Below are 26714 nucleotides of genomic sequence, written 5' to 3' on the forward strand. Positions count from 1 at the left end.
AATTGGTGACTGTCACGAAACGGTCACCGTGTTGTCGAATACTTCCGTGGTTCCCCTTTGCTGGTGATTGCGTCCATGACCACAACAAAAAAAGCCGATAGTGCTACGGAAGCTGCTTTGATCCCCTCTGCCCAGATCCAGGGTTTTCCGCATGTGTTGGACGCTGTGGGGCACGTTGCGACCGCTCCTGCGGCAGCGGCGCTTTCCCCTGCAGCAGCCCGCGCATCGGCGGCGCAGTTGCGTTTGCTGGACCGAGACCACAGCATCCTGGCATTCAACGAACGGGTGTTCCATTGGGTGGGCCGCAAGGATGTGCCTTTGCTGGAACGCCTGCGCTATCTGTGCATCGTTTCCTCGAACCTGGACGAGTTCTTTGAGGTGCGTGCCGAGCCGCACATCACCGCAGCCCGTACCGGTGAAACCAAAGGCGAGCACACCGTTGCGACCTTTGAAGCGCTATCGGCCAAGGCGCACGACCTGGTGGAACGCCAGTACGCCTTGTACAACGATGCGCTGATGCCTGCGTTGGCACGTGAAGGGGTGCGCGTCGTCTCGCACGGTGAGCGCAACGCTGCCCAGCGTCGCTGGGTGCATGAGTATTTTGTGCGCGAGGTGCGCCCTCTGCTGGTACCCATCAGCCTGGACCCGGCGCACCCGTTCCCCCAGGTGGCGAACAAATCGCTGAACTTCATCGTGCGCCTCAAGGGCAGCGACGCGTTTGGGCGTGAGAACGAGATCGCCATTGTTCGCGTCCCACGCCTGTTGCCGCGCTTCACGCGCATGCCTGCCAAGGTAGCCCCCAAGGGCATGCAGTTTGTCAGTGTCTCCAGCGTGGTGCGCGCGCACCTGACGGATTTGTTCCCCGGCCGCGAGGTGGTGGAGTTCGCGCAGTTTCGGGTCACGCGGCATTCCGACTTGGCGGTGGATGAGGAAGATGTGCGCAACCTTCGCACGGTGCTGCGCCAGGGCTTGCAACACCGCAACTTCGGCACTGCAGTGCGACTGGAGGTTTCTGCGGGGAGTTCCGAGTACCTGGCCGATTTTCTGCTGCGCCAGTTCGACCTGCCGCGCGCCGCGCTCTATCGCGTGCAAGGCCCTGTGAACCTGGTGCGGTTTTCGCAGCTCATTGATCTGGTCGCCAATCCTGCCTGGATGTTTGCCCCATGGCGCCCCACCTGGCCCCATCAAATCCAACCGAGTGCGTCGATTCTTGAACAGCTCAAGCAAGGGGATGTGCTGTTGCATCAGCCCTTCGAGAGTTTTGATGGCGTACTGGCCTTCTTGCGAGAGGCAGTGCACGATCCGCAGGTGGTCGCTATCAAGCAGACCATTTACCGCACTGGGTCGGATCCGCAAATGCTGGACTTGCTGCGCGAAGCTGTGCGCCGTGGCAAGGAAGTGATGGCCGTGGTGGAGTTGAAAGCCCGGTTTGACGAGGAGGCCAACATCAACTGGGCCGAGGCCCTTGAGTCTGTGGGGGCGCAGGTCGTGTACGGTGTGGTGGGGCTCAAGACGCACGCCAAGATGCTGCTGGTCACCCGCCGTGAAGGGCGACAGATGGTGCGCTACGGCCACCTGGGCACCGGCAACTACAACCCCAGCACGGCACGCTTGTACACGGATCTGAGCTTTCTCACGGCCGACCGCGACATCACGGCCGACATGGACAATGTGTTCAACCACCTGGCCAGCCAAAATCGCCTGCCGCGCATGCGGCGCCTGCTGGTGGCACCGTTTCACCTGCACCGTCGCATGCTGGAAAAGATCGACCAGGTGGGGCTGGCGGCAGCACGCGGAGAGGGCGGGCGCATCGTCGCCAAGATGAATGCCCTGACCGACGAGGCCCTGGTGCGTGCCCTGGTGCTGGCCGGCCAGCGTGGTGCGCGCATCGATCTCATTGTGCGCGGTGCCTGTATCCTGCCGCCGCAACTGGCGGGGGTGACAGAGAACATCCGTGTGCGATCCATCATCGGGCGGTTTCTGGAGCATTCACGGGTTTTTTACTTCCGCTGTGGCAAGGAAGAAGAGCTGTACTGCTCCAGTGCCGACTGGATGAACCGCAACATGATGCGCCGGGTGGAATTGGCCTGGCCTGTGACCGACCCCAAGCTGCGCCAGCGCATCATCGACGAATGCCTGGTGGCCTACCTGCGTGACAGCCGTGATGCCTGGGAGTTGCAACCCGACGGCAGCTACCGCATGGCGGGCAATGTGCTCAAGGGCATGGGAGCGCAGGCAGCGCTGACCAGTCGCTACGCGCCAGCACCCGCGCCGCGCAACGCTTGATGGACGAGGGTGGTATGGATCTGATCCTGTGGCGACACGCCGAAGCCGAAGAGGGGGGCGTGGGCATGGACGACCTGCAGCGTGCCCTGACACCTCGGGGTGAAAAACAGGCCGTGCGCATGGCAGCCTGGCTGGACCGTCAATTGCCCGAAGGCCTGCGCGTGCTCTGCAGCCCTGCACGTCGTACCGAACAGACGGCCCAGGCCCTGGGCCGCAAATACAAGCTGCGCGCTGAATTGCTGCCCAATGGCACTGCGCAGGATTTGCTGGATCTGGTCCAGTGGCCCCAAGGCAAGGGGGCCATTCTGGTGGTGGGCCACCAGCCTGCGCTGGGTCAGGTTGTGGCCCGCGTGCTGGGCATGTCGGTGGGGGAGTGCGCGGTGCGCAAGGGCTCGGTCTGGTGGTTGCGCCAGCGTGAGCGTGCAGGGCAGACTGAAACCGTGCTGCTCAGCGTGCAGTCCCCCGAGTTTCTCTGAGTTTCCGACCCCTGAAGGGGTGGATCACTTGTCGGATTTGGGCCTGCCGGTCTTGATGGTGGGAACGGCCTCCAAGGCCGCATGCAACGCGTTGGGGGACATGGCCAGCAGTGCCATCAGCCCAGCGCGCAGCAACTCGCTCTTTTTGGCGGGCCGACCCAGCGCCACACTGCGCTCCTTCAGCGTGTCGATGCCGGCGTATTCATCCTTGGGGATGGTGAAACTGTCGCGCACCAGCTTGGGCTTCTTCGGCTTGGCTTCTGCCTTGGTGGGCTTTGCGGCCACGGGTTTGGCGGCTGCAGGCTTTGCCACGATGGCTTTGGAGGCGGTGCGCTTGGTGGCGGGGGCCTTGGCAGCGGGTTTCTTGGCGGCTGGCGCCTTGGGTGTGGCGACCTTGCTCACGGCTGGTTTGGTAACCGCCTTGCGTGCAGGTGCCTTGGCGCTGGGCGCTGGGGTTGCGGCCGCCTTGGGTGTGCTTGCTTCTGTGGTGGGGGTGCTGGGGGTGTTGTTCATAAATACTCCTTTGAACGATATAAATAGTATAAATCGTTTATACCGTTCATGGCAGCTGTACGTCCAGTTCCCAGCCTGTGCGCTGCCAGGCTTCTATTTCTTCGCGCAACAGGTATGCCGATTGGGGGTAGCTTGCCGCCCAGCCGGTGCGCGCACGCAGGGAGAAGCGGCTGCCATCCAGGCCCAGGGTCAGTCCGTGCAGATCGGGGTCGCGCCGTGCGTGACACAGAATCACGGCCAGCCGCAGGCACAGCAGTTGCACGGCAAACAAGGTGTCGCCCAGGTCGGCCTCGATCTTGCGCACTTTGCCCCTGTGGCCCAATACCAGTGCACCCAGGCGGTGCAGTTCGTGCTGGGCAAAGCCAGCCACATCGGTGTTGTCGAGGATGTAGGCGCCATGGCGGTGGTAGTCGCTGTGCGAGATGCGGCAGCCAATCTCATGCAACTGCGCTGCCCAGCCGAGTTTGCGCGCCCCTGTGCCCTCGTGGTCTGGCAAGGCTTGTGCAAACAGTTGCTCGGCCACGGTCGCCACACGGTGTGCCTGGTCGCGATCCACGGCAAAGCTCTGCACCAGGCCTTGCACCGTCGAGGTCCGCAGGTCGGTCTCGGGCAGCTCGCGGTCCAGCATGTCGTACAGGGCGCCCTGGCGCAGCGCACCCTGGGCCACTTGCATGCTGCGGATCTCGAGCAGGTCAAACAAGGCCCGCAGGATAGACAGGCCGCCGCCGATGACGGCCCTGCGGTCGTCCTTGAGTCCTTCCAGCCGTACCTTGTCTGCGCTTTGGGCGCGCAGCAGGCGTTCGCGCAGCCAGTCCAGTCCCTCGTGCGTCAGCTCGCCGGGGCTGAAGCCAGCGGCGGTCAGCATGTCGCCTACCGCGCCAATGGTGCCCGAGGAGCCATAGGCCACATCCCAGGTGTCGGGGCGGTAGGTGCTCAGGGCTTCATCGAGCACGGCCTTGGCGGCGATTTCCGCGGTGGCAAAGGCCTGTTGTGTGAACTGCCCCTGTGGAAAGTAACGGCTGGACCAGGCCACACTGCCCACGCGAAACGAGGCCACCGCCTCGGGCCGAAAGCGCTGGCCCAGTATCAGTTCGGTGGAGCGGCCGCCAATGTCCACGACCAAGCGCTTCTCGTCGGACTGGGGCAGCAGGCGGGCCACGCCTTGGTAGATCAGGCGCGCTTCCTCAGGGCCAGATATCACATCGATGGGGTGGCCCAGCAGCTCACTGCCCCGGTGCAGGAAAACATCGCGGTTGCGCGCTTCGCGCAGCGTCTGGGTGGCCACCGCACGCACCCGCGCGCGGGGGAAATCGGCGAGCCGCTCGGCAAAACGTGCCAGGCAGTCCCAGCCACGCTGCATGGCTTCGACGCTGAGGTTGTGTTCACGGTCCAGGCCGTTGCCCTGGCGCACGGTCTCCTTGAGGTAGTCCACGCGCTGGATGCGTCCATGCTCGTAGAGCCCGATTTCCAGGCGAAAGCTGTTCGACCCCAGGTCGACAGCGGCAAGAAGGGTTCCGTTTTGCATTGTTGGAATGAAAAGGTGGTGCGCCAGGGGCCGCCATGGCGAGCTTGTGGGGTTCGAGTGTGCCGGTGGTTTTTGACAACCTCGTGATTGTTGCGTCACGGATGTCAAAGCAACGGCATCAAGCAGTCAAAAAACCATCACGAACAGTTCACGATACCGTCACAGACGCTTGCAATAGTGCCAGGGTTTCCTTTCAAACCTCTGGAGTGATCATGAAATCTGTGCTTTCCCTTCTTGCCCTGGCCGGTGTGGCCGTGATGTCGGGCTGCGCTTCCAGCCCCTCCGTGCCTGCGGGCATGCAGGCAGGCAAGTTTGTGTCGTACGAGTGCGAAGGCGGCAAGCGCCTCCAGGCGCGCCTTGCCGCGGACGGCAGCACCGTGCGCATCCGCCACGAAGGGGGCTACGAACTGGATCGCAAGGGCAATGGTGTGTACGAGGGCGAGGGCTGGCGCCTGGAGACCCAGGGCAAGGTGGAACTGCACCACCATGGCAAGCCTGTGGCGCGCGCTTGCCGTGCTGTCTGAGCGACTTGTCATCAATCAGTCACACAAAGCTCATAAATTCATCGCAATCCTTTCATTTTTACGAAAGTAACCCATGCAAACTAACCCCATCAAGTCGCTGATCGCTGTGTCCACCCTGGCATTTTTGGGTGCCCCGGCGTTTGCGCAGGTCGTCAAGGTCGATGGTTCGAGCACCGTCTATCCGGTGACCGAAGCCGTGGCCGAAGAATTCCAGAAGGCCAACAAGGGCATGAAGGTCACGGTCGGTGTGTCAGGCACCGGTGGCGGCTTCAAGAAGTTCTGCCGTGGCGAAACCGACATCTCCAACGCTTCGCGCCCGATCGCGGCCAAGGAGATGGAAGCGTGCCGCGCTGCGGGCGTGGAGTATTTTGAAGTGCCGGTGGCCTTCGACGCGTTGACCGTGGTGATCAACCCCAAGAACGCCTGGCTCAAGCAAGCCACCGTGGCCGAGTTGAAGAAGCTCTGGGAGCCCGAAGCCCAGGGCAAGGTCACGCACTGGAACCAGGTCAACCCTGCCTGGCCCAACCAGCCCATCAAGCTGTTTGGTGCAGGTGCCGACTCGGGCACGTTCGACTACTTCACCGAAGCCATTGTGGGCAAGTCCAAGTCCAGCCGTGGTGACTTCACCGCGTCGGAAGACGACAACGTGCTGGTGCAGGGTGTGGCTGGCGATGTCAATGCCATCGGCTACTTCGGTTACGCCTACTACGCCGAGAACACTGCCAAGCTCAAGGCGCTGCCCATCGTCGAGAAGGAAGGCAAGCCTGCCGTGGCCCCGAGCGAGAAGACCGTTCTGGACGGCTCCTACCAGCCGCTGTCGCGTCCCATCTTCATTTATGTGAACGCCAAGTCGCTTTCCAAGCCCGAGGTGAAGAAGTTTGTGGACTTCTACATGACCGAGGGCGGCAAGATGGCTTCCGAAGTGAAGTACGTTCCGCTGCCCGCTGAGGCCTACAAGATGGCCCAGGACCACATCAACAAGGGCAAGAAGGGCACCGTGTTTGGTGGCAAGAACGAAGTCGGCATCACCATCAAGGAACTGCTGGCCCGCGAAGCCAAGATGTAATGGCCTGAGCCATGGCGCCCTGCACACCTGCCCGTTGGGCGGGGCAGGGCTTTTCACGCAAACCGGTATGTCTGCTGATTCCTACAATGACCGCGACCTCCACAACCCCGGATCGAACCATGTCGAATCCACCACTCACGGGTGATGCCAGGCTGGCGCAGTTGGCGCGATCCAAAGTCGCGCGCAAGCGCAAGGACCGCTTCGTCGAGAGCATTCTTTTGCTTGCGGCCTGTGTGTCGGTCTTCACCACCCTGGCCATCGTCTATATCCTGATCAAGGAGTCGTTGGTGTTCTTCTCGCAGGTGCCACTGTGGGATTTCCTCACGGACACGCAGTGGACACCATTGTTCGATGACGCGCATTTCGGCATCTCGGTGCTGTTGGCTGGCACCCTTTCCAGCTCATTCGTGGCGCTGCTGATCGCAGTGCCGTTGGGCACGATCATCGCGATCTATCTGTCGGAGTTTGCCGGGCACAAGACGCGTGAAGTGCTCAAACCCATGCTGGAATTGCTGTCGGGCATTCCGACCATCATCTACGGCTTCTTTGCGCTGCTGGTGGTCACACCCTTGCTGCAAAAGCTCATGCCAGAGCTGCCCACGTTCAATATCCTCTCCGCCGGATTGGTGATGGGCATCATGATCATTCCGTACGTGTCTTCGCTGTCGGAAGACGCCATGCGGGCCGTTCCCATGAGCCTGCGCGAAGGCGCCTACGCCCTGGGTTCCACGCGCTTTCAGACTGCCACGCGGGTGGTGGTGCCTGCGGCGCTGTCGGGGATTGCATCGGCCTACATCCTGGGTATTTCGCGTGCTGTGGGCGAGACCATGATTCTTGCGGTGGCCGCCGGCATGCAGCCCAACCTGACACTCAACCCCATGGAGTCTGCCGCCACGATCACCTCGTTCATCGTGCAGGTGGCCCTTGGTGACCTGCCGCACGGCAGCGTCGGTTACCAGACCATTTTTGCTGCAGGCCTCACGCTGATGCTGCTGACCCTGTCTTTCAACCTGCTCGGCTACTGGCTGCGCCGCAAGTTCCGTGAGGCCTATTGATGAACTCTCCAACCGTTTCCAAAGAGCGGCTGCGCTCCATCATTCGTTCGCACAAGCGCTGGGACATTGTTTTCGGCATCGTTGGCCTCATGGCCATGTCGGTCGGCATTCTCACGCTCGTAGCGCTGTTCGCGCAGATGGTGATCGACGGCTTCCCGCGTCTCACGGCCGAGTTCTTCACCAACTTCCCCTCGCGCCGCGCCGGCCAGGCGGGCATCGTGTCTGCATGGGTCGGCTCCTTGCTGGTGATGTTGGTGACGGCCCTGTTCGCCATTCCGGTGGGTATTGCCAGCGCCATCTACCTGGAAGAGTACGCGCGCAAGAACTGGTTTACCGATGTGATTGAAATCAACATCACCAACCTGGCAGGTGTCCCGTCCATTGTGTACGGTTTGCTCGCCTTGGGATTGTTTGTGTACACCTTTGGTTTTGGCCAAAGCATTCTGTCAGCCGGCCTGACCCTTGCCTTGCTCATCCTGCCGATTGTGATTGTGGCAACACGCGAGGCCTTGCGCGCCATTCCGCAGACCGTGCGTGAAGCTGCCTACGCCTGTGGCGCCACCAAATGGCAGGTGTGCAGCGACCACCTCATTCCGTACGGCATGCCCGGCATTCTGACGGGGGTGATCATCGGCCTGTCCCGCGCCATTGGCGAGACTGCGCCCATCATCACGATTGGCGCGCTGACCTTCATTGCTTTCCTGCCACCCGCACCCTTCGTTGAGGGGGCCGGCATGTTCGACTGGCTGATGTCTCCGTTCACTGTGATGCCGATCCAGATTTTCAACTGGACCTCCCGCCCCGACCCGGCTTTCCACGCGAATGCGGCCGCTGCCAGCCTGGTGCTGGTGGTGCTGACGCTGAGCATGAACGCCACCGCCATCTGGTTGCGCTATCGCCTGCGCAAAAACCTCAAGTGGTAATCAACGCAACCCTGTCTGGAACCTTCTACGATCATGGCAACCCCTGCTTCCACCACGGCCGTCGCACCCAAGCTCAAGGCCCAGTCCAAGAACCTGGACTTTTTCTACGGTGACTTCAAGGCCCTCAAGTCCATCAGCATGCCGATCTATGAAAACAAGGTCACGGCCTTGATCGGCCCCAGCGGCTGCGGCAAGTCCACGTTTCTGCGCTGCTTCAACCGCATGCACGACCTGTACCCTGGGCATCGCTATGGCGGCTCCATCGAACTGCTGCCCGACCAGATCGACCTGCTGCACCACCATGTGGACCCCATCGAAGTGCGCATGCGCCTGTCCATGGTGTTCCAGAAGCCCAATCCGTTCCCCAAGTCGATCTTCGAGAACGTGGCCTACGGCCTGCGGGTGCGCGGCGAAAGGTCCAAGACCTACATCGAGGACAAGGTGGAGGCTGCGCTCAAAGGCGCTGCGATCTGGAATGAAGTGAAAGATCGCCTGGACGAAGTGGCCGTCAACCTCTCGGGGGGGCAGCAGCAGCGTTTGTGCATTGCGCGCTCGCTGGCCACGGATCCGGAGATCATCCTGTTCGACGAACCCACCTCGGCGCTGGACCCGATTGCCACGGGCGCCATCGAGGAGCTGATCGCCGAAATCAAGCACAAGGTGACCATCCTGATCGTCACGCACAACATGCAGCAGGCTGCGCGCTGCAGTGACTACACGGCTTACATGTACCTGGGCGAGCTGATGGAATTTGGCGAGACCGAAGAAATCTTCTTCAAGCCCAAGCGCAAGGAAACCGAAGACTACATTACCGGCCGTTTCGGCTGAGGAGGACACTGTGCCCGAAAAGCATCTTTCTTCGCAGTTCGACAGCGAACTCAACGGCGTTTCCACCCGTGTGATGGAAATGGGGGGGCTGGTCGAGTCCCAGATCCGCCACGCCATCTATGCACTGTCCCAGTTCAGTCTGGAATCGGTGGACCAGGTGCTGGCCATCGAGGAGCGCGTGAACGCCATGGAGGTCGAGATTGACCACGACCTCTCCACCATCATCGCCAGGCGCCAGCCCACGGCGCGCGATCTGCGCCTGTTGCTGGCGTTCTCCAAGGCGACGGCCAATCTGGAGCGCATGGGCGACGAGGCGAGCAAGATGGCGCGCATGGTGCGCTCCATCATCGAGGGCGGAGCGCCCCGGTCGCTGCCCACGGGCGATCTGCGTCTTGCGGCGGACCTGGCATCGGGGCAATTGCGCAAGGCACTTGACGCCTTTGCTCGCCTGGACGTCAAGATGGCCGTGGCCATCCTGAAGGAGGATGATCTGATCGACCAGGAGTTCGGCGGATTCGTGCGCAAGCTCATCACCTACATGATGGAAGACGCGCGCACCATTTCGCCCAGCCTGGATCTGTTGTTCCTGGCCAAGGCCATTGAGCGCATTGGCGATCACTCCAAGAACATCGCTGAACTGATCATTTACCTCGTCAAGGGTATGGATGTGCGTCACACTTCCCTGGGCGATATCGAATCGGCCGTGCTGTAAACGGGTCTGCGCGACACCATGAGAAAACTACCCCGAGTCCTGATCGTCGAGGATGAGCCGGCCATTGCCGAGCTGATTGCCGTCAACCTGCGCCACAACGGATTCCAGCCTTTCTGGGCCGAGGACGGTGACAGCGCCCAGCGCGAGCTGGATGCGGTGTTGCCCGATGTGATTCTTCTGGACTGGATGCTGCCCGGCCAAAGCGGGTTGGCGCTGGCACGCAAATGGCGCGCCGACAGCCGCACCAAGCCTGTGCCCATCCTCATGCTCACGGCGCGCGGTGATGAACCCGACAAGATCGCCGGGCTCGATGCCGGGGCCGATGACTACATCACCAAGCCCTTCTCGACCCAGGAACTGCTGGCGCGCATCCGCGCCGTGCTGCGCCGCCGGGCCCCCGAGCAGGTGACCGACAGCGTGAGCATTGGCGAGCTGGTGCTTGATGCTGCCACCTACCGCGTGTCCTTCCAGGGGCAGTTGCTCAAGGTGGGGCCGACCGAGTTCAAGCTCTTGCACTACCTCATGAAGCATCCCGAGCGCGTGCACAGCCGCGCGCAACTGCTCGACAAGGTGTGGGGTGACCATGTGTTCATCGAAGAGCGCACCGTCGATGTGCACGTCAAGCGCTTGCGCGAGGCGCTGGGCGCTGCGGGTACCATGATCGAGACGGTGCGTGGAGCGGGGTATCGGCTCACCGCCCAACCGCAGGTGCCCATGCGCGCTTGAGGCGTATGCCCGGCGGTGCTTGTGCTCAGTCGCCGATGGCGCTCGGCGCGGGCATGCCCCGGACTCACGACGCCACGTCAATGGACAACGAACGGCTGCGCCATCTGGCGCAGTTTCTAAGGTGCTGCGCGCATGGTTCTGCGTTTTCTGATCTTTCTCTTCTGGCAATTGCTGGGGGGCGCCATCGGCTGGTGGCAGGGTTCTGCCTGGGGCGCTGCGCTGGGCGCCGCTGTGGCCGCCTGGGTGTGGTTTGTGCTGGACATGTGGCGTGGCGGGCGCATGTTGCGCTGGCTGCGCCAGGGGGATGTGCAGCGAGGTCTCGAGCTCTACGGACTGTGGGGCGAGGCCGTGGAACGTGTGCGCCGTCTGGTGCGCCAGCAGCAGGATCTGGTGCGGGAGAGCGACAAGCGCCTGCAGGACATACTGGGCGCCTTGCAGGCTTCACCCAATGGGGTGGTGCTGCTGGATGAGGAAGGGCGCATCGAATGGTGCAACGACACGGCGGCGGAGCATTTCGGCTTTGATCCGCAGCGCGATGCCCTGCAATCCATCCGTAACCTGGTGCGCGATCCGGAGTTCAATGCTTACCTGGCCGAGCATGACTATGCCCGTGACGTGGTGCTGGAAGGGCGCAGCAGCACGCCTTCGCGGCCGGTGCGCGTCTCCGTGCATGTGCACACCTATGGCGAGGGCCGTGCCTTGCTGCTGTCGCGCGATGTCACGGCGCTGGAGCAGGCCGAGGCCATGCGGCGCGACTTCGTCGCCAACGTGTCGCACGAAATCCGCACCCCACTGACCGTGCTGACCGGGTTTGTCGAGACCTTGCAGACGCTGGACCTCGAAGCCCCCGACCGCGCGCGCTACCTTGCCATGATGGCGCAGCAGGCGGCGCGCATGCAAAGCGTGGTGCAGGATTTGCTGACGCTGTCGCGCCTGGAGGGCAGCCCTTTGCCGGGCATGGCGGAGTGGACGCCGGTTTCCAGCCTGTTGCAGCGCTGCGAGGAGGAGAGCAGGGCGCTGTCGGCCCTGCTCACGCAGAACCAGGCCCAGGGCCATGTGCTGGAGTTTGATACCGGTGCCGCCCAGTGGCAGGACATCGCAGGCAGTCCAGCCGAACTGCAAAGCGCTTTGTCCAACCTCATCAGCAACGCGGTGCGTTACACCCCAGGCGGCGGGCGCATTGTGGTGCGTTGGGAGCGAGCCGCCGATGGTGGCGCTGTGTTCTCTGTGCAGGACACGGGCCCGGGCATTGCCCCCGAACACATTCCCCGACTGACCGAGCGCTTCTACCGCGTGGATCGCAGCCGCTCACGTGAAACGGGAGGCACCGGCCTGGGCCTGGCCATCGTCAAGCATGTGCTGCAGCGCCACGGCGCGAGCCTGGACATCCGCAGCACCCTGGGCAAGGGCTCCACCTTCAGCGTGCACCTTCCTCCGGCACGCTTGCGCTCGAGCTGAGCAACGCCCGGCGCAGCATGGCTGCGAAGACCACTGCGGTGACCACCAAAGCGGCGGCGCTGGCGGCCCAGAAGGGGACGGGGGACGCCAGTGAGGCAACGGGCCCAAACCCATGGTAAGCCCACAGGTAGCCGCCACCCAGGCCCACGCCCCACAGCATCACGCCATACACCACCAGAGGTGCCAGCGTGATGCGAAAGCAGCGCAGCAAAAAGATGCACAGGGTCTGCACCGCATCTGCCAGGTGGTACAGCGCTACCCAGCCCAGCAGGCCCGCGGCAGCCATCACCACTTGGGCATCGTTGGAATAGACCGATGCAATCCAGTGATTTGCTATAAAAACAATAGCTGCTAGCGCAATACAGATAAGCGCTAGAAGCCTAAAACCTATATAAACAGCCTGTTGTGCATGGGCCGCTTGTCCTGCACCGCGCCAGTAGCTCACGCGGGCACTGGTGGCAATGGCCAGCGAAAGCGGCACCATGTACAACACGGCGGCCATGTTGGCGGCAATCTGGTGTGCGGCCGAGGCCAGCGTGCCCTGGCGCGCAATGAACAAGGCCATCAGCGTGAACGAGGTCACTTCCACGGTGACGGCCAGCGCCGAAGGAATCCCCAGCCGTGCAAAGGCGGCCAGTTGCGCACGGTTGGGTGGTTCCATGCGCTGCCACACCTGCAAAGGGGCGTACATCGCTTGCGTGCGCAGCAGCCACAGGGCCACGGCCAGCATGCCGCAGTTCACCACCAGGGTGGCCCAGCCGCAGCCGACGACCCCCATCGCGGGCATGCCCGCACCGCCAAACGTCCACCAGATGGACAGCGGAATCTTGACCAGCAGTGAAACCACCTGCAGCCAGGTGACCCACTGCGGGTGCCCCAGGGCCTGGTTGAGCGTGCTGAACACGCGGAACAGCAGGGCGGGAGGCAGCGCCAGGGCCAGCACGGCCAGGTACTGCTCCACACTGGGGCGAAGGGCCTCGGGCACCTGGGTCCAGGCCAATACCGGGTCCGGGTGCAACAGCACGGCCATGCCGGGCACGCAGGCCAGGGCGCAGAGGTACAGCGACTGGCGCAGCGAGCCGCCAATGGCCTGCGGCTTGCGCGCGCCGCGCAGTTCCGCCCAGATGGGCAGCAGCGCGCTCAGCATGCCCAGCAGGGGAACGTACACGCTGATGTAGAGGGCCGAGCCGATGGCCAGCGCAGCCAGCGACTCTTGTGCATGGCGGCCTGCGACGATGGTGTCCGTCACACCAAAGGCCATGACCGCCAGTTGGCCGACGAGCACCGTGCCCGCGTGGCGCGCGATCAAGGAGCGGTCTGACAGGCTCGACTCAGTCTTGTGGGACATGGCGGCGGTAGAGCTCCAGCACATCGCCGCGTTCGCGCGGTCGGTCCACACGGTGTAGCAGGGTCCAACCCGTCAGATCAGGCAAGGGCATGGGTTTGCGCGCGTTGGCACTGCTGGCATACGGCGCATGTACCAGCCAATCGCAGCGGGGGGTATCGTCCAGCGGCACCAGTCGCAACTGTCCATGGAACTGCAGTGCGGCCATCTGGGTGCGGTCCAGCCCATACATGTGCATGCAGGTGGGCTGGCCTGCGAGCCGTGCCAGTGTGCGCATCTGGGGCACGTCACTGCGCACGTAGTCGAGCATGGGCAGCCACAGCGTTGTCAGCAACAACCAGCACAGGGTGGTACCTGCAGCGGGCAGTACCAGGCTTTTCCAGATGGCACTGCGGTGGCGGCCGGCACGCCACCACACCAGGGCGCACCAGGCCAGGGTGGCAGCCAGGGCCACCGCAAAGGCAATCGCCGAAAACTGTGGCTCAAAGCCCCGTGCCAGTTTGGCGACGTTGGCGGCAGGTTTGGCAGGGACGCCTGTCTGCGTGGACACCCAGATTACCCAGATCGCAATGACCGAGGCGCTGAAGAACAGCAGGGTGAACCAGTCGATCAAGGCCGACATGCTGCGCCGCAGTGTGGGCAGGGCAAAGGCTGCCAGTGCCGCCAGGGCCGGCAGGCTCAGCAGCAGGGCACGGTCCGAGGGCAGGGTACCCACGGCGCAGCCCAGCGTAACCAGCACAAACCACAGTGGCAGCAGCAGGTGCAGGTGCGGGCGGCGATGCAGGATCTGCCTGCGCCAGCGCCACAGCGTCCACAGTGCCAGCGGCCATGCGGGCCAGGCAAACCAGACCAGCAGGCGAGCCAGGTCCAGCCAGTCCTTGCCCAACTCCTGCGGCCAGGCCAACTTCCAGCGCCAGGCGTCCAGCCACCAGGTCAGTGCGGCGGCAATCAGCGCCGAAGCAAGGGCCAGAACACTCCATTGCACGGCATGTCTTCTCTCCGACGGCTCGGCATGGGTATCGCTCAGGTACAGGGCTGCGGCGCCCAGGGCATAGAGCAAGGCCAGTGTGGGTGCACCGCTCAGCACCAGCCCCACCATGCCTGCGGCCAGTGCCGTGGCTGCCAGCGTCTTGGACTGTGGCCCAGTGGCCAGGCCATAAAACACCAGTGTCGTGCAGCACAGTTGCACGAGGTAGGACGTGGTTTCGTGTGTGGGCTGTGCCAAGCCCAGGCAGGCCAGCAAGGCCAGCAGCCCGCCGTCGGCCATGGCACGGGCGTAGTCTGCCGGCTGGGCCTCGCCGCCAAAGGCAAAGGCCACGGGCTGCGCGCCCGGACTGCGCGCCAGCGCGTAGATGCCGTACCAGGTGGCCAGCAGGGTCAGCGCCACCAGCAAGACGAAGGGGATGCGCGCTGCGAGTTCCGGTGCAGCCCAGGGAGTGGTCAGTTGGATGGCCCAGGCACCCAGCCAATAGGGCAGCAGGCCGTCCGTCTCAGGCGCCAAACCGCCCAGCAGTGGGGCCATCCAGGGGGTGTGGCCACCGGCCAGTTCCTGCATGTAGCCCAGTGCCGCCATGTCGGCGCCGCGCCAGGGATTGCGCCCTACAAAGCCGGGCAGGATGTAGGCAGCGCACAGCAGGAACAAGGCCCAACGGGGCAGCCGCCGCACGGCGCTTTGAGGAACGATGGCGGGACTGGGTTGGTTCACGCGGCGGCTCGCTGAGGGTTCGTCGCAGGATACTAGTGTCCTGAGTTGGAAATTCGTTTCATAAAAAGGCCGAGAATCGCCGCCATGCTGCGTTGCAAATCCGCGCGATAGCTACGGCTATCGCTGTGGTTTGCGCCTTGCCTGGCAACGATTTCGACATTTTTATATCTTCAACGAATCTCCAACTCAGGACACTAGGAATGAAAAAGGCAGCACGGTCTCCCGGGCTGCCTTGGGGCGAAAACGGCGCAGGAAGCGAGATTACTTGGCAGCCGTCTTGCCGAAGCGGTTGCGGAAACGCTCCACGCGGCCGCCCATGTTGTCCACCGACTTCTGGGTGCCGGTGTAGAAGGGGTGCGACTCGCTGGAAGTATCCAGCTTGAACAGGGGGTATTCCTTGCCCTCGAAGGTCTCGGTTTCCTTGGTGTTCACGCAGGAACGCGTCACGAACTTGAAACCGTTGGACAGGTCCACGAAGAGCACTTCGCGGTAGTTGGGGTGAATGCCTTCTTTCATGATTTCTCTCTCATGTCAAACGGGAGCCGCACCAGCCCATCTGGTGTACTTTCCGCATCAAGCCTTTGATTATCGCATAAACACGCGCAGCAGCATCAGCCGCCGCGGCGCATGGCCTCGAAGAATTCCACGTTGGTCTTGGTTTCCCGCATCTTCTTGATCATGAGTTCCATGGACTCAATCTCGTCCATGTTGTACATGAACTGGCGCAGGATGCGGGTCTTCTGCAGGATTTCCGGGGGCAGCAGCAGCTCTTCGCGGCGCGTGCCGCTCTTGTTGAGCTCGATGGCCGGGAACACGCGCTTTTCGTAGAGGCGGCGGTTCAGGTGGATTTCGCAGTTGCCGGTGCCCTTGAACTCTTCAAAGATCACTTCGTCCATGCGGCTGCCGGTATCGACCAGTGCTGTGGCAATGATGGTCAGCGAGCCGCCTTCCTCGACCTTGCGCGCCGCGCCGAAGAAGCGCTTGGGACGCTGCAGTGCGTTCGAGTCCACACCGCCCGACAGCACCTTGCCCGAGCTGGGCACGACGTTGTTGTAGGCGCGGGCCAGGCGGGTGATGGAGTCCAGCAGGATCACCACGTCCTTCTTCAGCTCGACCAGGCGCTTCGCGCGCTCGATCACCATCTCTGCCACGTGTACGTGGCGTGCGGCGGGCTCGTCGAAGGTCGATGCAATGATTTCGCCCTTGACCGAGCGTTGCATCTCGGTCACTTCCTCGGGGCGCTCGTCCACCAGCAGCACCATCAGGTGCACGTCGGGGTTGTTGGCCGTGATCGCGTGGGCGATGTGTTGCATCATCACCGTCTTGCCGCTCTTGGGCGGAGCGACGATCAGCGCACGCTGGCCGCGCCCGATGGGGGCAATGATGTCGATGATGCGGCCGGTGATGTTCTCTTCGCTCTTGATGTCGCGCTCCAGCCGCATGTGTTCCTTGGGGAACAGCGGCGTGAGGTTTTCGAACATCACCTTGTGCTTGTTCTGCTCGGGCGGGCCACCGTTGACCTTGTCGAGCTTGGTCAGGGCAAAGTAGCGCTCGCCGTCCTTGGGTGTGCGCACCTCGCCCTCGATCATGTCGCCGGTGTGCAGATTGAAGCGACGCACCTGGCTGGGGCTGATGTAGATGTCGTCCGTGCTGGCCGTGTAGCTCGTGTCGGGGCTGCGCAGGAAACCGAAGCCGTCCGGCAGGATCTCCAGCACGCCGTCGGCAAACACCTGCTCGCCCGCCTTGGCGCGCTTCTTGATGATCGCAAACATCAGCTCCTGCTTGCGCATGCGACCGGTGTTTTCGATGTCGAGTTCCTCGGCCTGCTTGAGGACTTCAGACACATGCAGTGCCTTGAGTTCGTTGAGATGCATGAATGGACTCCGGGGAAGGAGTGAAGAAAGTCTCTGGGGGGGTGGGACTTGCCGGTGCGCCTGCGGTGGGCAGGCTGGCATGCCTTTGGGTCTCGAACCAGCAGCGTGTGCCTGCGTGCTGGTGAACAGCAGCGATTATGACAGGAAAAGTGCCCGCATCCTGGATGGCTGCCGAAAGCAGGTGAAAGCGGGGTGAGGAGTCCCTTGCACGCACGCACTCAATGCGCGCAAGGGATCCGGGAGATCAGGCCAGTTGCTGGTCGATGAAGGCGGTGAGCTGGGCCTTGCTCATGGCGCCGACCTTGGTGGCGGCAAGCTGGCCGTCCTTGAACAGCATGAGCGTCGGGATGCCACGGATGCCAAAGCGTGCAGGCACTTCGCGGTTTTCATCGACATTCATCTTGGCGATGGTGAGCTTTCCCTGGTAGCTGCCGGCCACTTCATCAAGAATGGGGGCGATCATCTTGCAGGGGCCGCACCATTCGGCCCAGTAGTCCACCAGAACCGGGGTGGACGATTTCAGGACATCGCCTTCGAAACTGGCGTCGGAGACGTGCTTGATGAGTTCGCTTGCCATGCGCTTTCCTTCTCGAAAAATGTGTGCGGATCGGGGTGCTTTGAATGGTTCCATTGTGACAGAAACCCCTATGTCCCCAAGGGGACAGTGGCTGGTCTGCCGCTATCACTGCCATAGCGCAAAACGATCTGCGCCGGGGTTCCGGGCGCGGGCGACAATAGCGGCCTCCCCGGCGTCCAGGAATGAGAAGCGCAATGCATGAAATGACAACCGATGTGGCCGTGGTGGGCGCAGGCCCTGCCGGCTTGATGGCCGCTCAGGAGCTGGCCCTGGCGGGATGGAGCGTGCACCTGTTTGATGCCATGCCCTCGGTGGGGCGCAAGTTCCTGCTTGCGGGCAAGGGGGGCATGAACCTGACCCATTCCGAGCCCCTGGATCGTTTCATGCAGCGCTACGGCGAACGTGAGCCGCAGCTGGCTCCCTTGCTGCAGGCCTTTGGACCGGATCAGGTGCGGGCCTGGGCGCAGGGCTTGGGTATCGAGACTTTTGTCGGCACCTCAGGCCGCGTGTTTCCGGTGGACATGAAGGCCGCGCCCCTGCTGCGCGCGTGGCTGCACCGGCTGCGCGGGTTGGGGGTGCACTTTCACATGCGCCACCGCTGGCAGGGTTGGGATGGGCAGGGCCGCTGGTGCTTTGCTTCACCCCAGGGCGACGTGGCGCTCAGTTCGCGTGCCGTGGTGCTGGCCCTGGGGGGGGCGAGTTGGTCGCGTCTGGGGTCAGACGGTGCATGGTCGGTACCTTTGCAGCAGCGGCAGATTCAGGTGCGGCCGCTGCGTCCGGCCAATTGTGGTTTTGATGTGCAGAGCCCAGCGGCGCCTGCGCAAGCGTCGGGCTGGTCGCCCCACTTCGTGCAGGCGTATGCCGGCCAGCCGTTCAAGTCGGTGGCGCTGAATTTTGTGGATCACCAGGGCCGCCGGTTTGCGCGCAAAGGGGAGTTTGTGGCCACCGGCTCGGGCGTTGAGGGCAGCCTGATCTATGCCGTGTCTGCGCTGCTGCGCGATGACATCGAGGCCACAGGCCGTGCCACGTTCATGCTGGACCTGCTGCCCGACTGGACAGCAGCGCGCGTGGCCGCAGCGGTGGCCCACCCGCGGGGCTCGCGTTCATTGTCCAGCCACCTCAAGAGCCGCCTGGGGCTGGAGGGCATCAAGCTCGCTTTGCTGTATGAGCTGCTGACCAAGGAGCAGATGCATGATGTCCACATGCTGGCGCGGTCCATCAAGGCCTTGCCCTTGACCGTGGTGGCGCCACGCCCGCTGGACGAGGCCATCAGCACGGCGGGTGGGGTGGACTTTGCTGCGCTGGATGAGCAGCTGATGCTGCATGGCATGCCCGGGGTGTTTTGCGCCGGGGAAATGCTGGACTGGGAGGCGCCCACCGGCGGCTATTTGTTGACGGCCTGCATGGCCACCGGCGTGCAGGCAGGGCGGGGTGCCGTGCGTTGGCTGCAACAAAGCAAGGCACAGGAATGATGCGTCGCCAGGGTGCGCACCGGGTTGGAGGCAATTGAACTAAACTGGGCTCCATGTCCATCGCTTCCGCTGCAAAGACCCCATGAGCACCATTTCGACGGTGGTCTTTGCCGATCTCACGGGCAGCACCAGTCTCTACGAAACCTTGGGCAACGAGCGAGCTGCAGCGGTGGTCTCGCGCCTCACGCAATGGATTGGGGAAATCATTCAGGCCCACGAAGGCCGGGTGGTCAAGAAGCTTGGTGATGGGGTGCTGGGGGTTTTTGAAAGCGCCAACCAGGCTGTCTTCATGGCGGGCGAGATGTTGCGCAGCCACCAGTCGCACCTGCAGCGCTGGCCTGAGTCCGTGCGCATGGAGATCCGCTTGGGTGTGGCCAGTGGAGAGGTGCTGCAGGTCGATGGCGACACCTATGGCGACGCGGTGAATGTGGCCTCGCGCCTGTCCGAAAAGGCCGGACCCAGCGAGGTTTGGGTCAACGATGTGACGGCGGTGGATGCCGGTGTGGTGCCAGGCATTCGCTTTCGCAAACTGGGCGAATTCGACATCCGTGGCAAGACGGAGTCGCAGATGGTCTTTCTGGCGGAATGGCGCGATGTGGATGCCACCGACATGTTGACCATGCAGGCGGGCCTGAGTGCAGCGGCGCCCTTGAACGATTCGCAACTGGGCAGCATTCGCATCAGCTGGAACGGGGCGACGCTGGAGTTCTCGTCGGATGAGGTGCCCGTGCAAATCGGTCGCGCCAATGGCATGCAGTTGTGCGTGCCCGACCCCCGCGTCTCGCGGGTGCATGCGCGCATTGACTGGCACCAAGGCTCATTCACCCTGACGGATCAGAGCAGCTTTGGCACCTGGGTCCTGTTTGAAGCGGGTGAAACGGCGGTCCCGCTGCGCCGCGATTCCTGCTTGCTGCATGGCTCAGGCAAGATTGCGCTGGGCATGCCCTTTGGTGCCGGTGCGCCGGTGCTCAGTTTCGTGGTCTCTGGCAGTAACATGCGCCTACAGCGCTGATTGGCGACGGGGGCCGCGCTGTCATGCCTCAGGGCTTGAGATTCTGAGACGCATCCGCCCAACGCAGCAGGAGGATCAACATGTTCAAACAACTGCGCAAGGCGCTGGGCCTTAGCCCGGAACCTGCTGCACAGCTGGGCGTCGTTACACCAGGGCAATTGGCCCAGTGGGCCGGTGCTCAGCGATGGGCTTTTGCCTTTGATGGCGAGCACGACCGCTTTGTGCTGCAGGGCCAAGTGGTGGAACACCCCTGGCGGCTTGAAAGCGGTGCGCCCTCGCGTGACTATATGCAGGGCACTGAGCTGCGGGTGCGCGCCGAGTTGGCGCTCAACCCCGACGCGCATGTCATGGTCATCAGCCGCGCTCTCAAGGAGGAACTGGAAGGCCGGGTGTATGGCGCCATCACAAATAGCCTGCAAACCACCGTGGACCAAAGCCTGCCGCAGGAGATGCGCTGGCTGTCCATCTACGAAGAAATGCGCTGGCCGCAGTTGCCTGCATCCTTTGTGCGTGCCTTTGCCGTGGTGGGAGAAGATCTGGACACAGCGCGCCACTGGGTGAATGCGGCCCTGGTGTCCCAACTGATGCGCGACCAGCAGCAGGCGCCACCGGGCCAGGCGCCGCTGGTGCTGATGGTGAGCGACGCCAGCGTGTCGCTGCGCATGCAAAGCAGCGGGCGCTACCTGCCTGATCTGGAATACGCCATGGGCGCTTTCCTGGCCGCGTGCGTGGTGGCTACGCACCAGCTGCCGCCTACGGTGGATGACCACGGGCCGTCTACCTTGCCAGTGACGTGACTGCCACACCCTCCCCTCCCGGATCGCAGAGCGATTCGGGAGGGGAGACGCTCCCAGCGCGGGGGGGCGACCCTTGCGCGGGAGTCCTGGCCTGTGTCACGCCCTGTACTGCGCTGCAGGGATACAGGCAGGCGCCAGTGCAGGCCAATGACGCTCAGTGCGCAGCCTTGGGCTTGGGGGCCATGTACTTGCCCAGTTCCCACTTGGCGATGGCATTGCGGTGCACTTCATCCGGGCCGTCGGCAAAGCGCAGTGTGCGCGCCTGGGCGTAGTTGAAAGCGAGCGGGAAGTCGTCGCACATGCCGCCGCCGCCGTGGGCCTGGATGGCCCAGTCGATCACCTGGCAGGCCATGCTGGGCGCCACCACCTTGATCATGGCGATTTCGGTCTTGGCGACCTTGTTGCCAGCCACGTCCATCATCCAGGCGGCCTTGAGCGTGAGCAGGCGCGCCATGTCGATCTTGCAGCGCGCCTCGGCAATGCGCTCTTGCGTCACGGTCTGCTGGGCCAGCGGCTTGCCGAAGGCGACGCGCGAGATGGCGCGCTTGCACATCAGTTCCAGCGAGCGCTCGGCCAGGCCGATCAGGCGCATGCAGTGGTGGATACGGCCAGGGCCCAGGCGACCCTGGGCGATCTCGAAGCCGCGCCCTTCGCCCAGCAGGATGTTGGAGGCGGGTACGCGCACGTTCTCGAACAGCACCTCGGCGTGGCCGTGCGGTGCATCGTCGTAGCCGAAGACGTTGAGCGGCCGCACGATCTTGACGCCGGGGGTGTCGGCGGGCACCACGATCATGCTTTGCTGCGAGTGCTTGGGCGCTTCCGGATCGGTCTTGCCCATGGTGATCAGCACCTTGCAACGCGGGTCCATCGCGCCCGATGTCCACCACTTGCGGCCATTGATGACGTACTCGTCGCCCTGGCGCTCGATGCGCGTTTCGATGTTGGTGGCATCACTCGACGCCACGTCGGGTTCCGTCATGGCAAACGCGGAACGGAACTTGCCTTCGAGCAAGGGCTTGAGCCAGGCTGCCTTGATGGGCTCGGAGCCGTAGCGGGCAATGGTCTCCATATTGCCGGTGTCAGGCGCCGAGCAGTTGAATACTTCGCTGGACCACAGCACGCGGCCCATGATTTCGGCCAGGGGGGCATATTCGGCGTTGGTCAGTCCGGCACCGTGGTAGCCCGACGCTTCGGCCGTGTCCACCGGCAGGAACAGGTTCCACAGCCCGGCGGCCTGCGCCTTGGGCTTGAGGTTCTCGATGGTCTGCAGCGGTGTCCAGCGCTTGCCGGCCGCCGTGTTGGCAGCCAGTTCGGCGGCGTACTGGCTTTCGGCAGGGTAGATGTGCTCGTCCATGAACTTGAGCAGGCGCTCGCGCATTTCTTTGGTTTTGGGGGAATAGTCAAAGTCCATGGGTTCTCCTAGAAAAAGGGGGTGAGCATGCTGCTTACGCGCGCTGGGCAAAGGCCCAGGCCATCTGGGCCAGGGGTCGTGCGCCGTCGCCGGAAGCCTTGGCCTGGGCGCTGGAGGCGGTGCCTGCCTCCACGCGCTTGGCAATGCCTTGCAGGATGGCTGCCAGGCGGAACAGGTTGTAGGCCAGATAGAAGTTCCAGTCGCTGGCCAGCTCTTCGGGGGTGGCCAGGCCGGTGCGTTCACAGTACTTGCGGATGTATTCCTGCTCTGACGGGATGCCCAGTGCCGCCAGGTCCAGCCCGCCAATGCCCCGGAAATGCCCGGGCGGAATGTGCCAGGCCATGCAGTGGTAGCTGAAGTCGGCCAGTGGGTGGCCCAGGGTGGACAGCTCCCAGTCCAGCACGGCAACCACGCGGGGCTCGGCGGGGTGGAACATCAGGTTGTCCAGCCGGAAGTCGCCATGCACGATGGACACGCGGGTTTCGTCGCGCGCGCTGGCGGGCATGTGGGCGGGCAGCCAGGCCATGAGCTGGTCCATCTCGGGGATGGGCTGGGTGATGGAGGCCTGGTACTGCTTGCTCCAGCGGCCGATCTGGCGCTCGAAATAGTTGCCAGGCTTGCCGTAGTTGGCCAGGCCCTGCTGCGCAAACTTGACGCTGTGCAGCGCCGAGATGACGCGGTTGGTTTCGTCGTAGATGGCGGCGCGCTCGCTCGGCTGCATGCCGGGCAGGGACTGGTCCCACAGCACGCGGCCCTGCATGCACTCCATGATGTAGAAGGCGCGGCCGATGATGGACTCGTCCTCGCACAGAGCGTACATGCGCGGCACGGGGACATCAGTGCCCTGCAGTCCGCTCATCACGGCGAACTCACGCTCAATGGCGTGGGCCGAGGGCAGCAGCTTGGCCACCGGGCCGGGTTTGGCGCGCATCACATAGCTCTGGCGCGGGGTGATGAGCTTGTAGGTGGGGTTGGACTGCCCGCCCTTGAACATCTCGACGCTCAGGGGGCCCTCGAAGCCCTCCAGGTTTTGCTGCAGCCAGGCGCTGAGTGCGGCGGTGTCGAAAGCGTGCTGCTCAGAGACAGCGCGGGTGCCGATGAAATGGTCGAAATTGCTCATGGATGGGGTCAGTGATCGGTGTCGATGATGTGCATGAGTGCGTCACGGTCGCGCACAAACAGGCCGCCCGGCTCGATGCGGATGATGTCCTCGCGCTCCATGGCCTTGAGCTCCTGGTTGACGCGCTGGCGCGAGGCGCCCAGCAACTGGGCCAGTTCTTCCTGTGCCAGTTGCAGGCCTATGCGCATCTCGTCGCCATGCGCCAGGCTGGGAATGCCATAGCTGCGCACCAGGTGCAGCAACTGCTTGGCCAGGCGTGCCCGCAGGGGCAGGGTGTTGAGGTCTTCCACCAGGCCGTAGAGCTGGCGAATGCGCCGCGCATGCAGGCGCAGCAGGGCTTCGTACAGCTCCACGTGCTGGGCCAGGATCTTTTTGAAATCGGCCTTGGCCACACCCAGGATGGTGGTGTCGCCGTGGGCATAGGCATCGTGCGTGCGCCGGTCGCCGTCGAAGATCGCCACGTCGCCAAACCAGATGCCCGGCTCCACATAGGTTAGCGTGATCTGCTTGCCTGAAATGGAGGTCGAGCTCACCCGCACCGCACCCTTGGCGCAGGCGATCCACTCCTCGGGCGGATCGCCGCGTGCGGCGATCAGGTCGCCGTCCTTGAAGCGTTTGACGTAGGCGCATCGCAGGATGTCGTGTCGAAGTGAAGGGGACAGGGTTGAGAACCAGCGGCCTGCATTGATTGCAGCGCGTTCGTCGATGGTAAGAATCGGATCGTCCATGGTCTGTCTTGTGGGTGACTGGAAACGCGTTCATTGTCGCGTGCGGGACCGGCGCGGCGCATGGGGGTTGTCACCTGCGTGTCTGCGCGGGCGCGCAAGTGCATGCCGGGGCGCATGCCACGGCCATGTTTCAAGAAAAATAGGGCTCCAGCGCCCTTGATACATGCGCTGTAAGCTATCAAAAATATAGCAATGGCGGCAAGGCGCCGCAGCCTGCATCAGTGCCAGTGTGGCGTGCGCTTGTCCAGAAACGCGGCGATGCCTTCGCCCGCGTTGGCGTGTGTCAGGTTGCGCAGGAAGTGCGCGCGTTCCAGGTCGAGCTGGGCGCTCAGCGGCTGGTGCGCGGCCTCGTCCAGCAGTTCCTTGCAGCTGGCCAGGGCGTTGGGTGCGCGGCCATGCAGCGTGTCGGCCAGATCGAGGGCTGCCTGCAGCGCTTGCCCCGTGTCGGCCAGGCGGTTCACCAGACCCAGCGCATGCAGGCGCTCGGCCTCCACCAGATCGCCGCACATCAGCAGCTCGGCGGCCAATGCGCGGGGCAGGGCGCGCGCCAGGTGCCAGCTTGTGCCGCCGTCGGGCGAAAGCCCCACGCGCGCATAGGCCGTGGCAAAGCGTGCGCTGCGTGCGGCCACGACGAGGTCGCAGGCCAGCACAAGCGCCAGCCCGGCCCCGGCGGCACTGCCTTCAACGGCCGCGATCACTGGCTTGGGGTAGGTGCGGATGGCCTCGATCCAGTCGTGCAGGGCGGTGATGCTGGCTTGCTGCGCGGGCAGGTCTTGTACGCGCTGTGTTTGCAGCCGTTGCAGGTTGCCCCCGGCGCTGAACACGCCGCCTTCGCCCGTGAGCACCACGCTGCGCACCTCGGCATTGCGTTCGGCGCTGCCCAGTGCCTCAATGCCTGCGGCATAGATGGCGGGGTCCAGCGCATTGCGCAGGCCGGGGTTCGAGAGGGTCAGGACCAGGGTCTGGCCGTGGCCGGTGCTGCGGAGTTCTGCGGACATGGGGCGGTCGGTTCAATGGGGTTGGTGCTTCATTCTTCCACGTGCTGCAGGCTCAGCCCCAGCGCACCGCGGCGGCGCAGCCAGGGGCTGGGGCGGTAGCGCGGGTCACCGTACACCGTTTGCAGGTTGAACAGAACTTCCAGCACATTGGTGGGACCCCAGCGGTCGCCCATGGCCAGTGGCCCCAGGGGGTAGCCCAGGCCCAGGGTGACGGCGGCCTCCAAGTCGCGCGGCGTGCAGATGCGGCGCTGGCAGATGTCGGCGGCGATGTTGACGATGCAGGCCACCACGCGCTGCGTGACAAAACCGCCGCTGTCGCGCACCACGCTCACGGGCTTGCCGTCGCGTGCCAGCAGCGCGTGGGCCGCGGCGCGGATGTCGCTGCGTGTGGTGGGGTTGGTGGCCAGCACCCGGCGCTGGGTGGAGGCCTCGTCGATGAGCATGTCGATGCCGATGGTGCGCGCCGGGTCCAGGCGTTCGACCACGGCCACGGTGGTCACGTCAAAGCCCAGCGGTGCCACCAGGATGAGGGCGCCAGCGGACGGTGCGGCACCGGTTTCGATGTCTGCGCCCAGGTTCTTGAGCAACTGATAGATCTCGGCGCGCCGCGCTGCGCGGGGCGATACCCACACGGGCGGCACACTGTCCACCTGCGGCGCGGGGGGCTCGGCGGGCTGCTGGGCTGTGCCATCCGTGTAGCGGTAAAAGCCCTCGCCCGTCTTGCGCCCCCACAGGCCACCGGCCAGGCGCTGCGCTGTCGTCACGCTGGGACGAAAGCGGGGCTCTTCGTAGAACTGGTGGTAGATCGACTCCATCACTGGGTGCGAGACGTCCAGCCCGGTCAGGTCCATCAGCTCGAAAGGCCCGAGCTTGAAGCCGGCCTGTTCGCGCAGGATGCGGTCCACCGTGGCACAGTCGGCCACGCCTTCCTCGACGATGCGCAGGGCCTCGGTGGTGTACCCCCGGCCCGCGTGGTTGACGATGAAGCCCGGCGTGTCCTGCGCGCGCACCGGTGTGTGGCCCATGGCACGCACCAGCGCATCGAGCCGCTCGCACACCGCCATGTCGGTGCGCAGGCCGGGCACGATTTCCACCACCTTCATCAGCGGCGCAGGGTTGAAGAAATGCAGCCCGGCAAAGCGCTCGGGGTGCTGCAGCTGGGCGGCCAGCGCGGTGACCGACAGCGATGAGGTGTTGGTGGCCAGTACCGCCTGGGCAGGCAGCAGGGTCTCCAGGTCGGCAAACAGGGCCTGTTTGGCGTCCGCACGTTCGACTATGGCTTCGACCACCAGGTCGCAGCCCGCCAGCGCTGACAGGCCGTCCACAGCCTGCAGTTGTGTGGTCCATGTGTGTGCCTGTGCTGCGCTGATGCGATCGCGTGCCTGGGATTGTTGCCAATATGCAACAATGGTGCTGCGCGCGGCTTCGGCGGCGCCGGGCTGCGCATCCAGCAGCACAACCCGGCAACCCGCCTGAGCGGCCAGTTGTGCAATACCCCGGCCCATGGCGCCAGCGCCCACCACGCCAACGGTCGAAAATGAGTGGTTTGTCATGCGGTTATCACTATCTCGGTGTCGATAGAT

Annotated in this window: 25 protein-coding genes; 13 read left to right on the forward strand and 12 right to left on the reverse strand. The window is 63.8% G+C overall.

What is annotated here, in order from left to right; all coding sequences use genetic code 11:
- Positions 1-75: 75 nt before the first annotated feature.
- Positions 76-2286 carry a polyphosphate kinase 1 gene (gene ppk1, locus MJ602_RS13590; RefSeq protein WP_423246712.1) on the forward strand — a complete coding sequence of 737 codons (2211 nt, stop codon included), beginning with the start codon at positions 76-78 and terminating at the stop codon, positions 2284-2286.
- Positions 2287-2300: 14 nt separating this feature from the next.
- A complete protein-coding gene (locus MJ602_RS13595; RefSeq protein ID WP_162015875.1) occupies positions 2301-2762 on the forward strand; it encodes a SixA phosphatase family protein in 462 nt (153 codons plus the stop codon).
- A 24-nt stretch (positions 2763-2786) separates the two neighbouring features.
- Here MJ602_RS13595 and MJ602_RS13600 read toward each other — a convergent pair whose 3' ends face one another.
- Complete coding sequence (locus MJ602_RS13600) at positions 2787-3275, reverse strand: hypothetical protein (RefSeq protein ID WP_243021317.1); 489 nt, start codon at positions 3273-3275, stop codon at positions 2787-2789.
- A 46-nt stretch (positions 3276-3321) separates the two neighbouring features.
- The gene (locus tag MJ602_RS13605; protein ID WP_243021322.1) at positions 3322-4800 is read right to left on the reverse strand and encodes a Ppx/GppA phosphatase family protein; all 1479 of its coding nucleotides are present in this window, start codon (positions 4798-4800) and stop codon (positions 3322-3324) included.
- A 212-nt stretch (positions 4801-5012) separates the two neighbouring features.
- Between MJ602_RS13605 and MJ602_RS13610 the strand changes: the two genes are divergently transcribed.
- From MJ602_RS13610 to phoR, 8 genes are all read left to right on the forward strand, one after another.
- Positions 5013-5324: a hypothetical protein gene (locus MJ602_RS13610; protein ID WP_243021331.1), complete on the forward strand. Its 312-nt coding sequence runs from the start codon at positions 5013-5015 to the stop codon at positions 5322-5324.
- A 73-nt stretch (positions 5325-5397) separates the two neighbouring features.
- On the forward strand, positions 5398-6390 hold the full coding sequence (locus MJ602_RS13615) for a PstS family phosphate ABC transporter substrate-binding protein (protein ID WP_243021334.1): 993 nt from the start codon (positions 5398-5400) through the stop codon (positions 6388-6390).
- A 119-nt stretch (positions 6391-6509) separates the two neighbouring features.
- Positions 6510-7445: a phosphate ABC transporter permease subunit PstC gene (gene pstC / locus MJ602_RS13620; RefSeq protein ID WP_243021340.1), complete on the forward strand. Its 936-nt coding sequence runs from the start codon at positions 6510-6512 to the stop codon at positions 7443-7445.
- Entirely contained in the window at positions 7445-8368 is a 924-nt protein-coding gene (pstA, locus tag MJ602_RS13625) for a phosphate ABC transporter permease PstA (protein WP_162015885.1), read from the forward strand. Before pstC ends, pstA begins: the two co-directional genes overlap by 1 nt.
- A gap of 33 nt (positions 8369-8401) precedes the next feature.
- The gene (pstB, locus tag MJ602_RS13630; RefSeq protein ID WP_162015886.1) at positions 8402-9196 is read left to right on the forward strand and encodes a phosphate ABC transporter ATP-binding protein PstB; all 795 of its coding nucleotides are present in this window, start codon (positions 8402-8404) and stop codon (positions 9194-9196) included.
- Between the two features lie 10 nt (positions 9197-9206).
- Positions 9207-9908, forward strand: coding sequence for a phosphate signaling complex protein PhoU (gene phoU / locus MJ602_RS13635; protein WP_162015888.1), 702 nt, complete (start codon positions 9207-9209; stop codon positions 9906-9908).
- Between the two features lie 18 nt (positions 9909-9926).
- Positions 9927-10634, forward strand: a complete 708-nt coding sequence (gene phoB, locus MJ602_RS13640) for a phosphate regulon transcriptional regulator PhoB (RefSeq protein WP_162015890.1) — start codon at positions 9927-9929, stop codon at positions 10632-10634.
- 132 nt (positions 10635-10766) lie between these two features.
- Positions 10767-12092, forward strand: coding sequence for a phosphate regulon sensor histidine kinase PhoR (phoR, locus tag MJ602_RS13645; RefSeq protein ID WP_243021352.1), 1326 nt, complete (start codon positions 10767-10769; stop codon positions 12090-12092).
- Here phoR and MJ602_RS13650 read toward each other — a convergent pair.
- The 5 genes from MJ602_RS13650 to trxA form a co-directional block, all read right to left on the reverse strand.
- Positions 12052-13440 (reverse strand): MATE family efflux transporter, encoded by a 1389-nt coding sequence (locus tag MJ602_RS13650; RefSeq protein ID WP_423246713.1) that lies wholly within the window; start codon positions 13438-13440, stop codon positions 12052-12054. The genes phoR and MJ602_RS13650 overlap by 41 nt on opposite strands.
- Entirely contained in the window at positions 13424-15142 is a 1719-nt protein-coding gene (locus tag MJ602_RS13655) for a hypothetical protein (protein ID WP_243021354.1), read from the reverse strand. The genes MJ602_RS13650 and MJ602_RS13655 overlap by 17 nt, the downstream gene beginning before the upstream one ends.
- 261 nt (positions 15143-15403) lie before the next feature.
- Positions 15404-15658: a type B 50S ribosomal protein L31 gene (locus MJ602_RS13660; protein WP_044396829.1), complete on the reverse strand. Its 255-nt coding sequence runs from the start codon at positions 15656-15658 to the stop codon at positions 15404-15406.
- Positions 15659-15753: 95 nt separating this feature from the next.
- Positions 15754-17016: a transcription termination factor Rho gene (gene rho / locus MJ602_RS13665; protein ID WP_162015896.1), complete on the reverse strand. Its 1263-nt coding sequence runs from the start codon at positions 17014-17016 to the stop codon at positions 15754-15756.
- A gap of 244 nt (positions 17017-17260) precedes the next feature.
- On the reverse strand, positions 17261-17593 hold the full coding sequence (gene trxA, locus MJ602_RS13670; protein WP_243021355.1) for a thioredoxin TrxA: 333 nt from the start codon (positions 17591-17593) through the stop codon (positions 17261-17263).
- 194 nt (positions 17594-17787) lie between these two features.
- On the opposite strand from trxA, the gene MJ602_RS13675 reads away from it, so the two are divergent.
- The 3 genes from MJ602_RS13675 to MJ602_RS13685 all read left to right on the forward strand — a co-directional run bounded on the left by MJ602_RS13675 (position 17788) and on the right by MJ602_RS13685 (position 20874).
- A complete protein-coding gene (locus tag MJ602_RS13675; RefSeq protein WP_243021357.1) occupies positions 17788-19065 on the forward strand; it encodes a TIGR03862 family flavoprotein in 1278 nt (425 codons plus the stop codon).
- Between the two features lie 82 nt (positions 19066-19147).
- Positions 19148-20077 (forward strand): adenylate/guanylate cyclase domain-containing protein, encoded by a 930-nt coding sequence (locus MJ602_RS13680; RefSeq protein ID WP_243021359.1) that lies wholly within the window; start codon positions 19148-19150, stop codon positions 20075-20077.
- Between the two features lie 80 nt (positions 20078-20157).
- Positions 20158-20874: a glycosyltransferase family protein gene (locus MJ602_RS13685; RefSeq protein ID WP_243021360.1), complete on the forward strand. Its 717-nt coding sequence runs from the start codon at positions 20158-20160 to the stop codon at positions 20872-20874.
- A 154-nt stretch (positions 20875-21028) separates the two neighbouring features.
- Here the strand turns inward: MJ602_RS13685 and MJ602_RS13690 are convergent, their stop codons facing one another.
- The 5 genes from MJ602_RS13690 to MJ602_RS13710 all read right to left on the reverse strand — a co-directional run bounded on the left by MJ602_RS13690 (position 21029) and on the right by MJ602_RS13710 (position 26684).
- Positions 21029-22285 (reverse strand): acyl-CoA dehydrogenase family protein, encoded by a 1257-nt coding sequence (locus MJ602_RS13690; RefSeq protein ID WP_162015903.1) that lies wholly within the window; start codon positions 22283-22285, stop codon positions 21029-21031.
- Positions 22286-22319: 34 nt separating this feature from the next.
- Positions 22320-23405, reverse strand: a complete 1086-nt coding sequence (locus tag MJ602_RS13695; RefSeq protein ID WP_243021361.1) for a phosphotransferase — start codon at positions 23403-23405, stop codon at positions 22320-22322.
- Positions 23406-23413: 8 nt separating this feature from the next.
- On the reverse strand, positions 23414-24133 hold the full coding sequence (locus tag MJ602_RS13700) for a Crp/Fnr family transcriptional regulator (RefSeq protein ID WP_162015907.1): 720 nt from the start codon (positions 24131-24133) through the stop codon (positions 23414-23416).
- Between the two features lie 218 nt (positions 24134-24351).
- On the reverse strand, positions 24352-25131 hold the full coding sequence (locus MJ602_RS13705) for an oxepin-CoA hydrolase, alternative type (RefSeq protein ID WP_243021362.1): 780 nt from the start codon (positions 25129-25131) through the stop codon (positions 24352-24354).
- A gap of 29 nt (positions 25132-25160) precedes the next feature.
- Positions 25161-26684: a 3-hydroxyacyl-CoA dehydrogenase gene (locus MJ602_RS13710; RefSeq protein WP_243021364.1), complete on the reverse strand. Its 1524-nt coding sequence runs from the start codon at positions 26682-26684 to the stop codon at positions 25161-25163.
- Positions 26685-26714: the final 30 nt, after the last annotated feature.

The sequence above is a fragment of the Simplicispira sedimenti genome (genome assembly GCF_022760965.1).
GTDB classification, from domain to species: domain Bacteria; phylum Pseudomonadota; class Gammaproteobacteria; order Burkholderiales; family Burkholderiaceae_C; genus Simplicispira; species Simplicispira sedimenti.

Bases quoted from the DNA above. Each gene is read 5' to 3' on its own strand.
- ppk1 (WP_423246712.1), top strand. From the start codon at position 76: ATGACCACAACAAAAAAAGCCGATAGTGCTACGGAAGCTGCTTTGATC.
- MJ602_RS13595 (WP_162015875.1), top strand. From the start codon at position 2,301: ATGGATCTGATCCTGTGGCGACACGCCGAAGCCGAAGAGGGGGGCGTG.
- MJ602_RS13600 (WP_243021317.1), bottom strand. From the start codon at position 3,275: ATGAACAACACCCCCAGCACCCCCACCACAGAAGCAAGCACACCCAAG.
- MJ602_RS13605 (WP_243021322.1), bottom strand. From the start codon at position 4,800: ATGCAAAACGGAACCCTTCTTGCCGCTGTCGACCTGGGGTCGAACAGC.
- MJ602_RS13610 (WP_243021331.1), top strand. From the start codon at position 5,013: ATGAAATCTGTGCTTTCCCTTCTTGCCCTGGCCGGTGTGGCCGTGATG.
- MJ602_RS13615 (WP_243021334.1), top strand. From the start codon at position 5,398: ATGCAAACTAACCCCATCAAGTCGCTGATCGCTGTGTCCACCCTGGCA.
- pstC (WP_243021340.1), top strand. From the start codon at position 6,510: ATGTCGAATCCACCACTCACGGGTGATGCCAGGCTGGCGCAGTTGGCG.
- pstA (WP_162015885.1), top strand. From the start codon at position 7,445: ATGAACTCTCCAACCGTTTCCAAAGAGCGGCTGCGCTCCATCATTCGT.
- pstB (WP_162015886.1), top strand. From the start codon at position 8,402: ATGGCAACCCCTGCTTCCACCACGGCCGTCGCACCCAAGCTCAAGGCC.
- phoB (WP_162015890.1), top strand. From the start codon at position 9,927: ATGAGAAAACTACCCCGAGTCCTGATCGTCGAGGATGAGCCGGCCATT.
- phoR (WP_243021352.1), top strand. From the start codon at position 10,767: ATGGTTCTGCGTTTTCTGATCTTTCTCTTCTGGCAATTGCTGGGGGGC.
- MJ602_RS13650 (WP_423246713.1), bottom strand. From the start codon at position 13,440: ATGTCCCACAAGACTGAGTCGAGCCTGTCAGACCGCTCCTTGATCGCG.
- MJ602_RS13660 (WP_044396829.1), bottom strand. From the start codon at position 15,658: ATGAAAGAAGGCATTCACCCCAACTACCGCGAAGTGCTCTTCGTGGAC.
- rho (WP_162015896.1), bottom strand. From the start codon at position 17,016: ATGCATCTCAACGAACTCAAGGCACTGCATGTGTCTGAAGTCCTCAAG.
- trxA (WP_243021355.1), bottom strand. From the start codon at position 17,593: ATGGCAAGCGAACTCATCAAGCACGTCTCCGACGCCAGTTTCGAAGGC.
- MJ602_RS13675 (WP_243021357.1), top strand. From the start codon at position 17,788: ATGCATGAAATGACAACCGATGTGGCCGTGGTGGGCGCAGGCCCTGCC.
- MJ602_RS13680 (WP_243021359.1), top strand. From the start codon at position 19,148: ATGAGCACCATTTCGACGGTGGTCTTTGCCGATCTCACGGGCAGCACC.
- MJ602_RS13685 (WP_243021360.1), top strand. From the start codon at position 20,158: ATGTTCAAACAACTGCGCAAGGCGCTGGGCCTTAGCCCGGAACCTGCT.
- MJ602_RS13690 (WP_162015903.1), bottom strand. From the start codon at position 22,285: ATGGACTTTGACTATTCCCCCAAAACCAAAGAAATGCGCGAGCGCCTG.
- MJ602_RS13695 (WP_243021361.1), bottom strand. From the start codon at position 23,405: ATGAGCAATTTCGACCATTTCATCGGCACCCGCGCTGTCTCTGAGCAG.
- MJ602_RS13700 (WP_162015907.1), bottom strand. From the start codon at position 24,133: ATGGACGATCCGATTCTTACCATCGACGAACGCGCTGCAATCAATGCA.
- MJ602_RS13705 (WP_243021362.1), bottom strand. From the start codon at position 25,131: ATGTCCGCAGAACTCCGCAGCACCGGCCACGGCCAGACCCTGGTCCTG.
- MJ602_RS13710 (WP_243021364.1), bottom strand. From the start codon at position 26,684: ATGACAAACCACTCATTTTCGACCGTTGGCGTGGTGGGCGCTGGCGCC.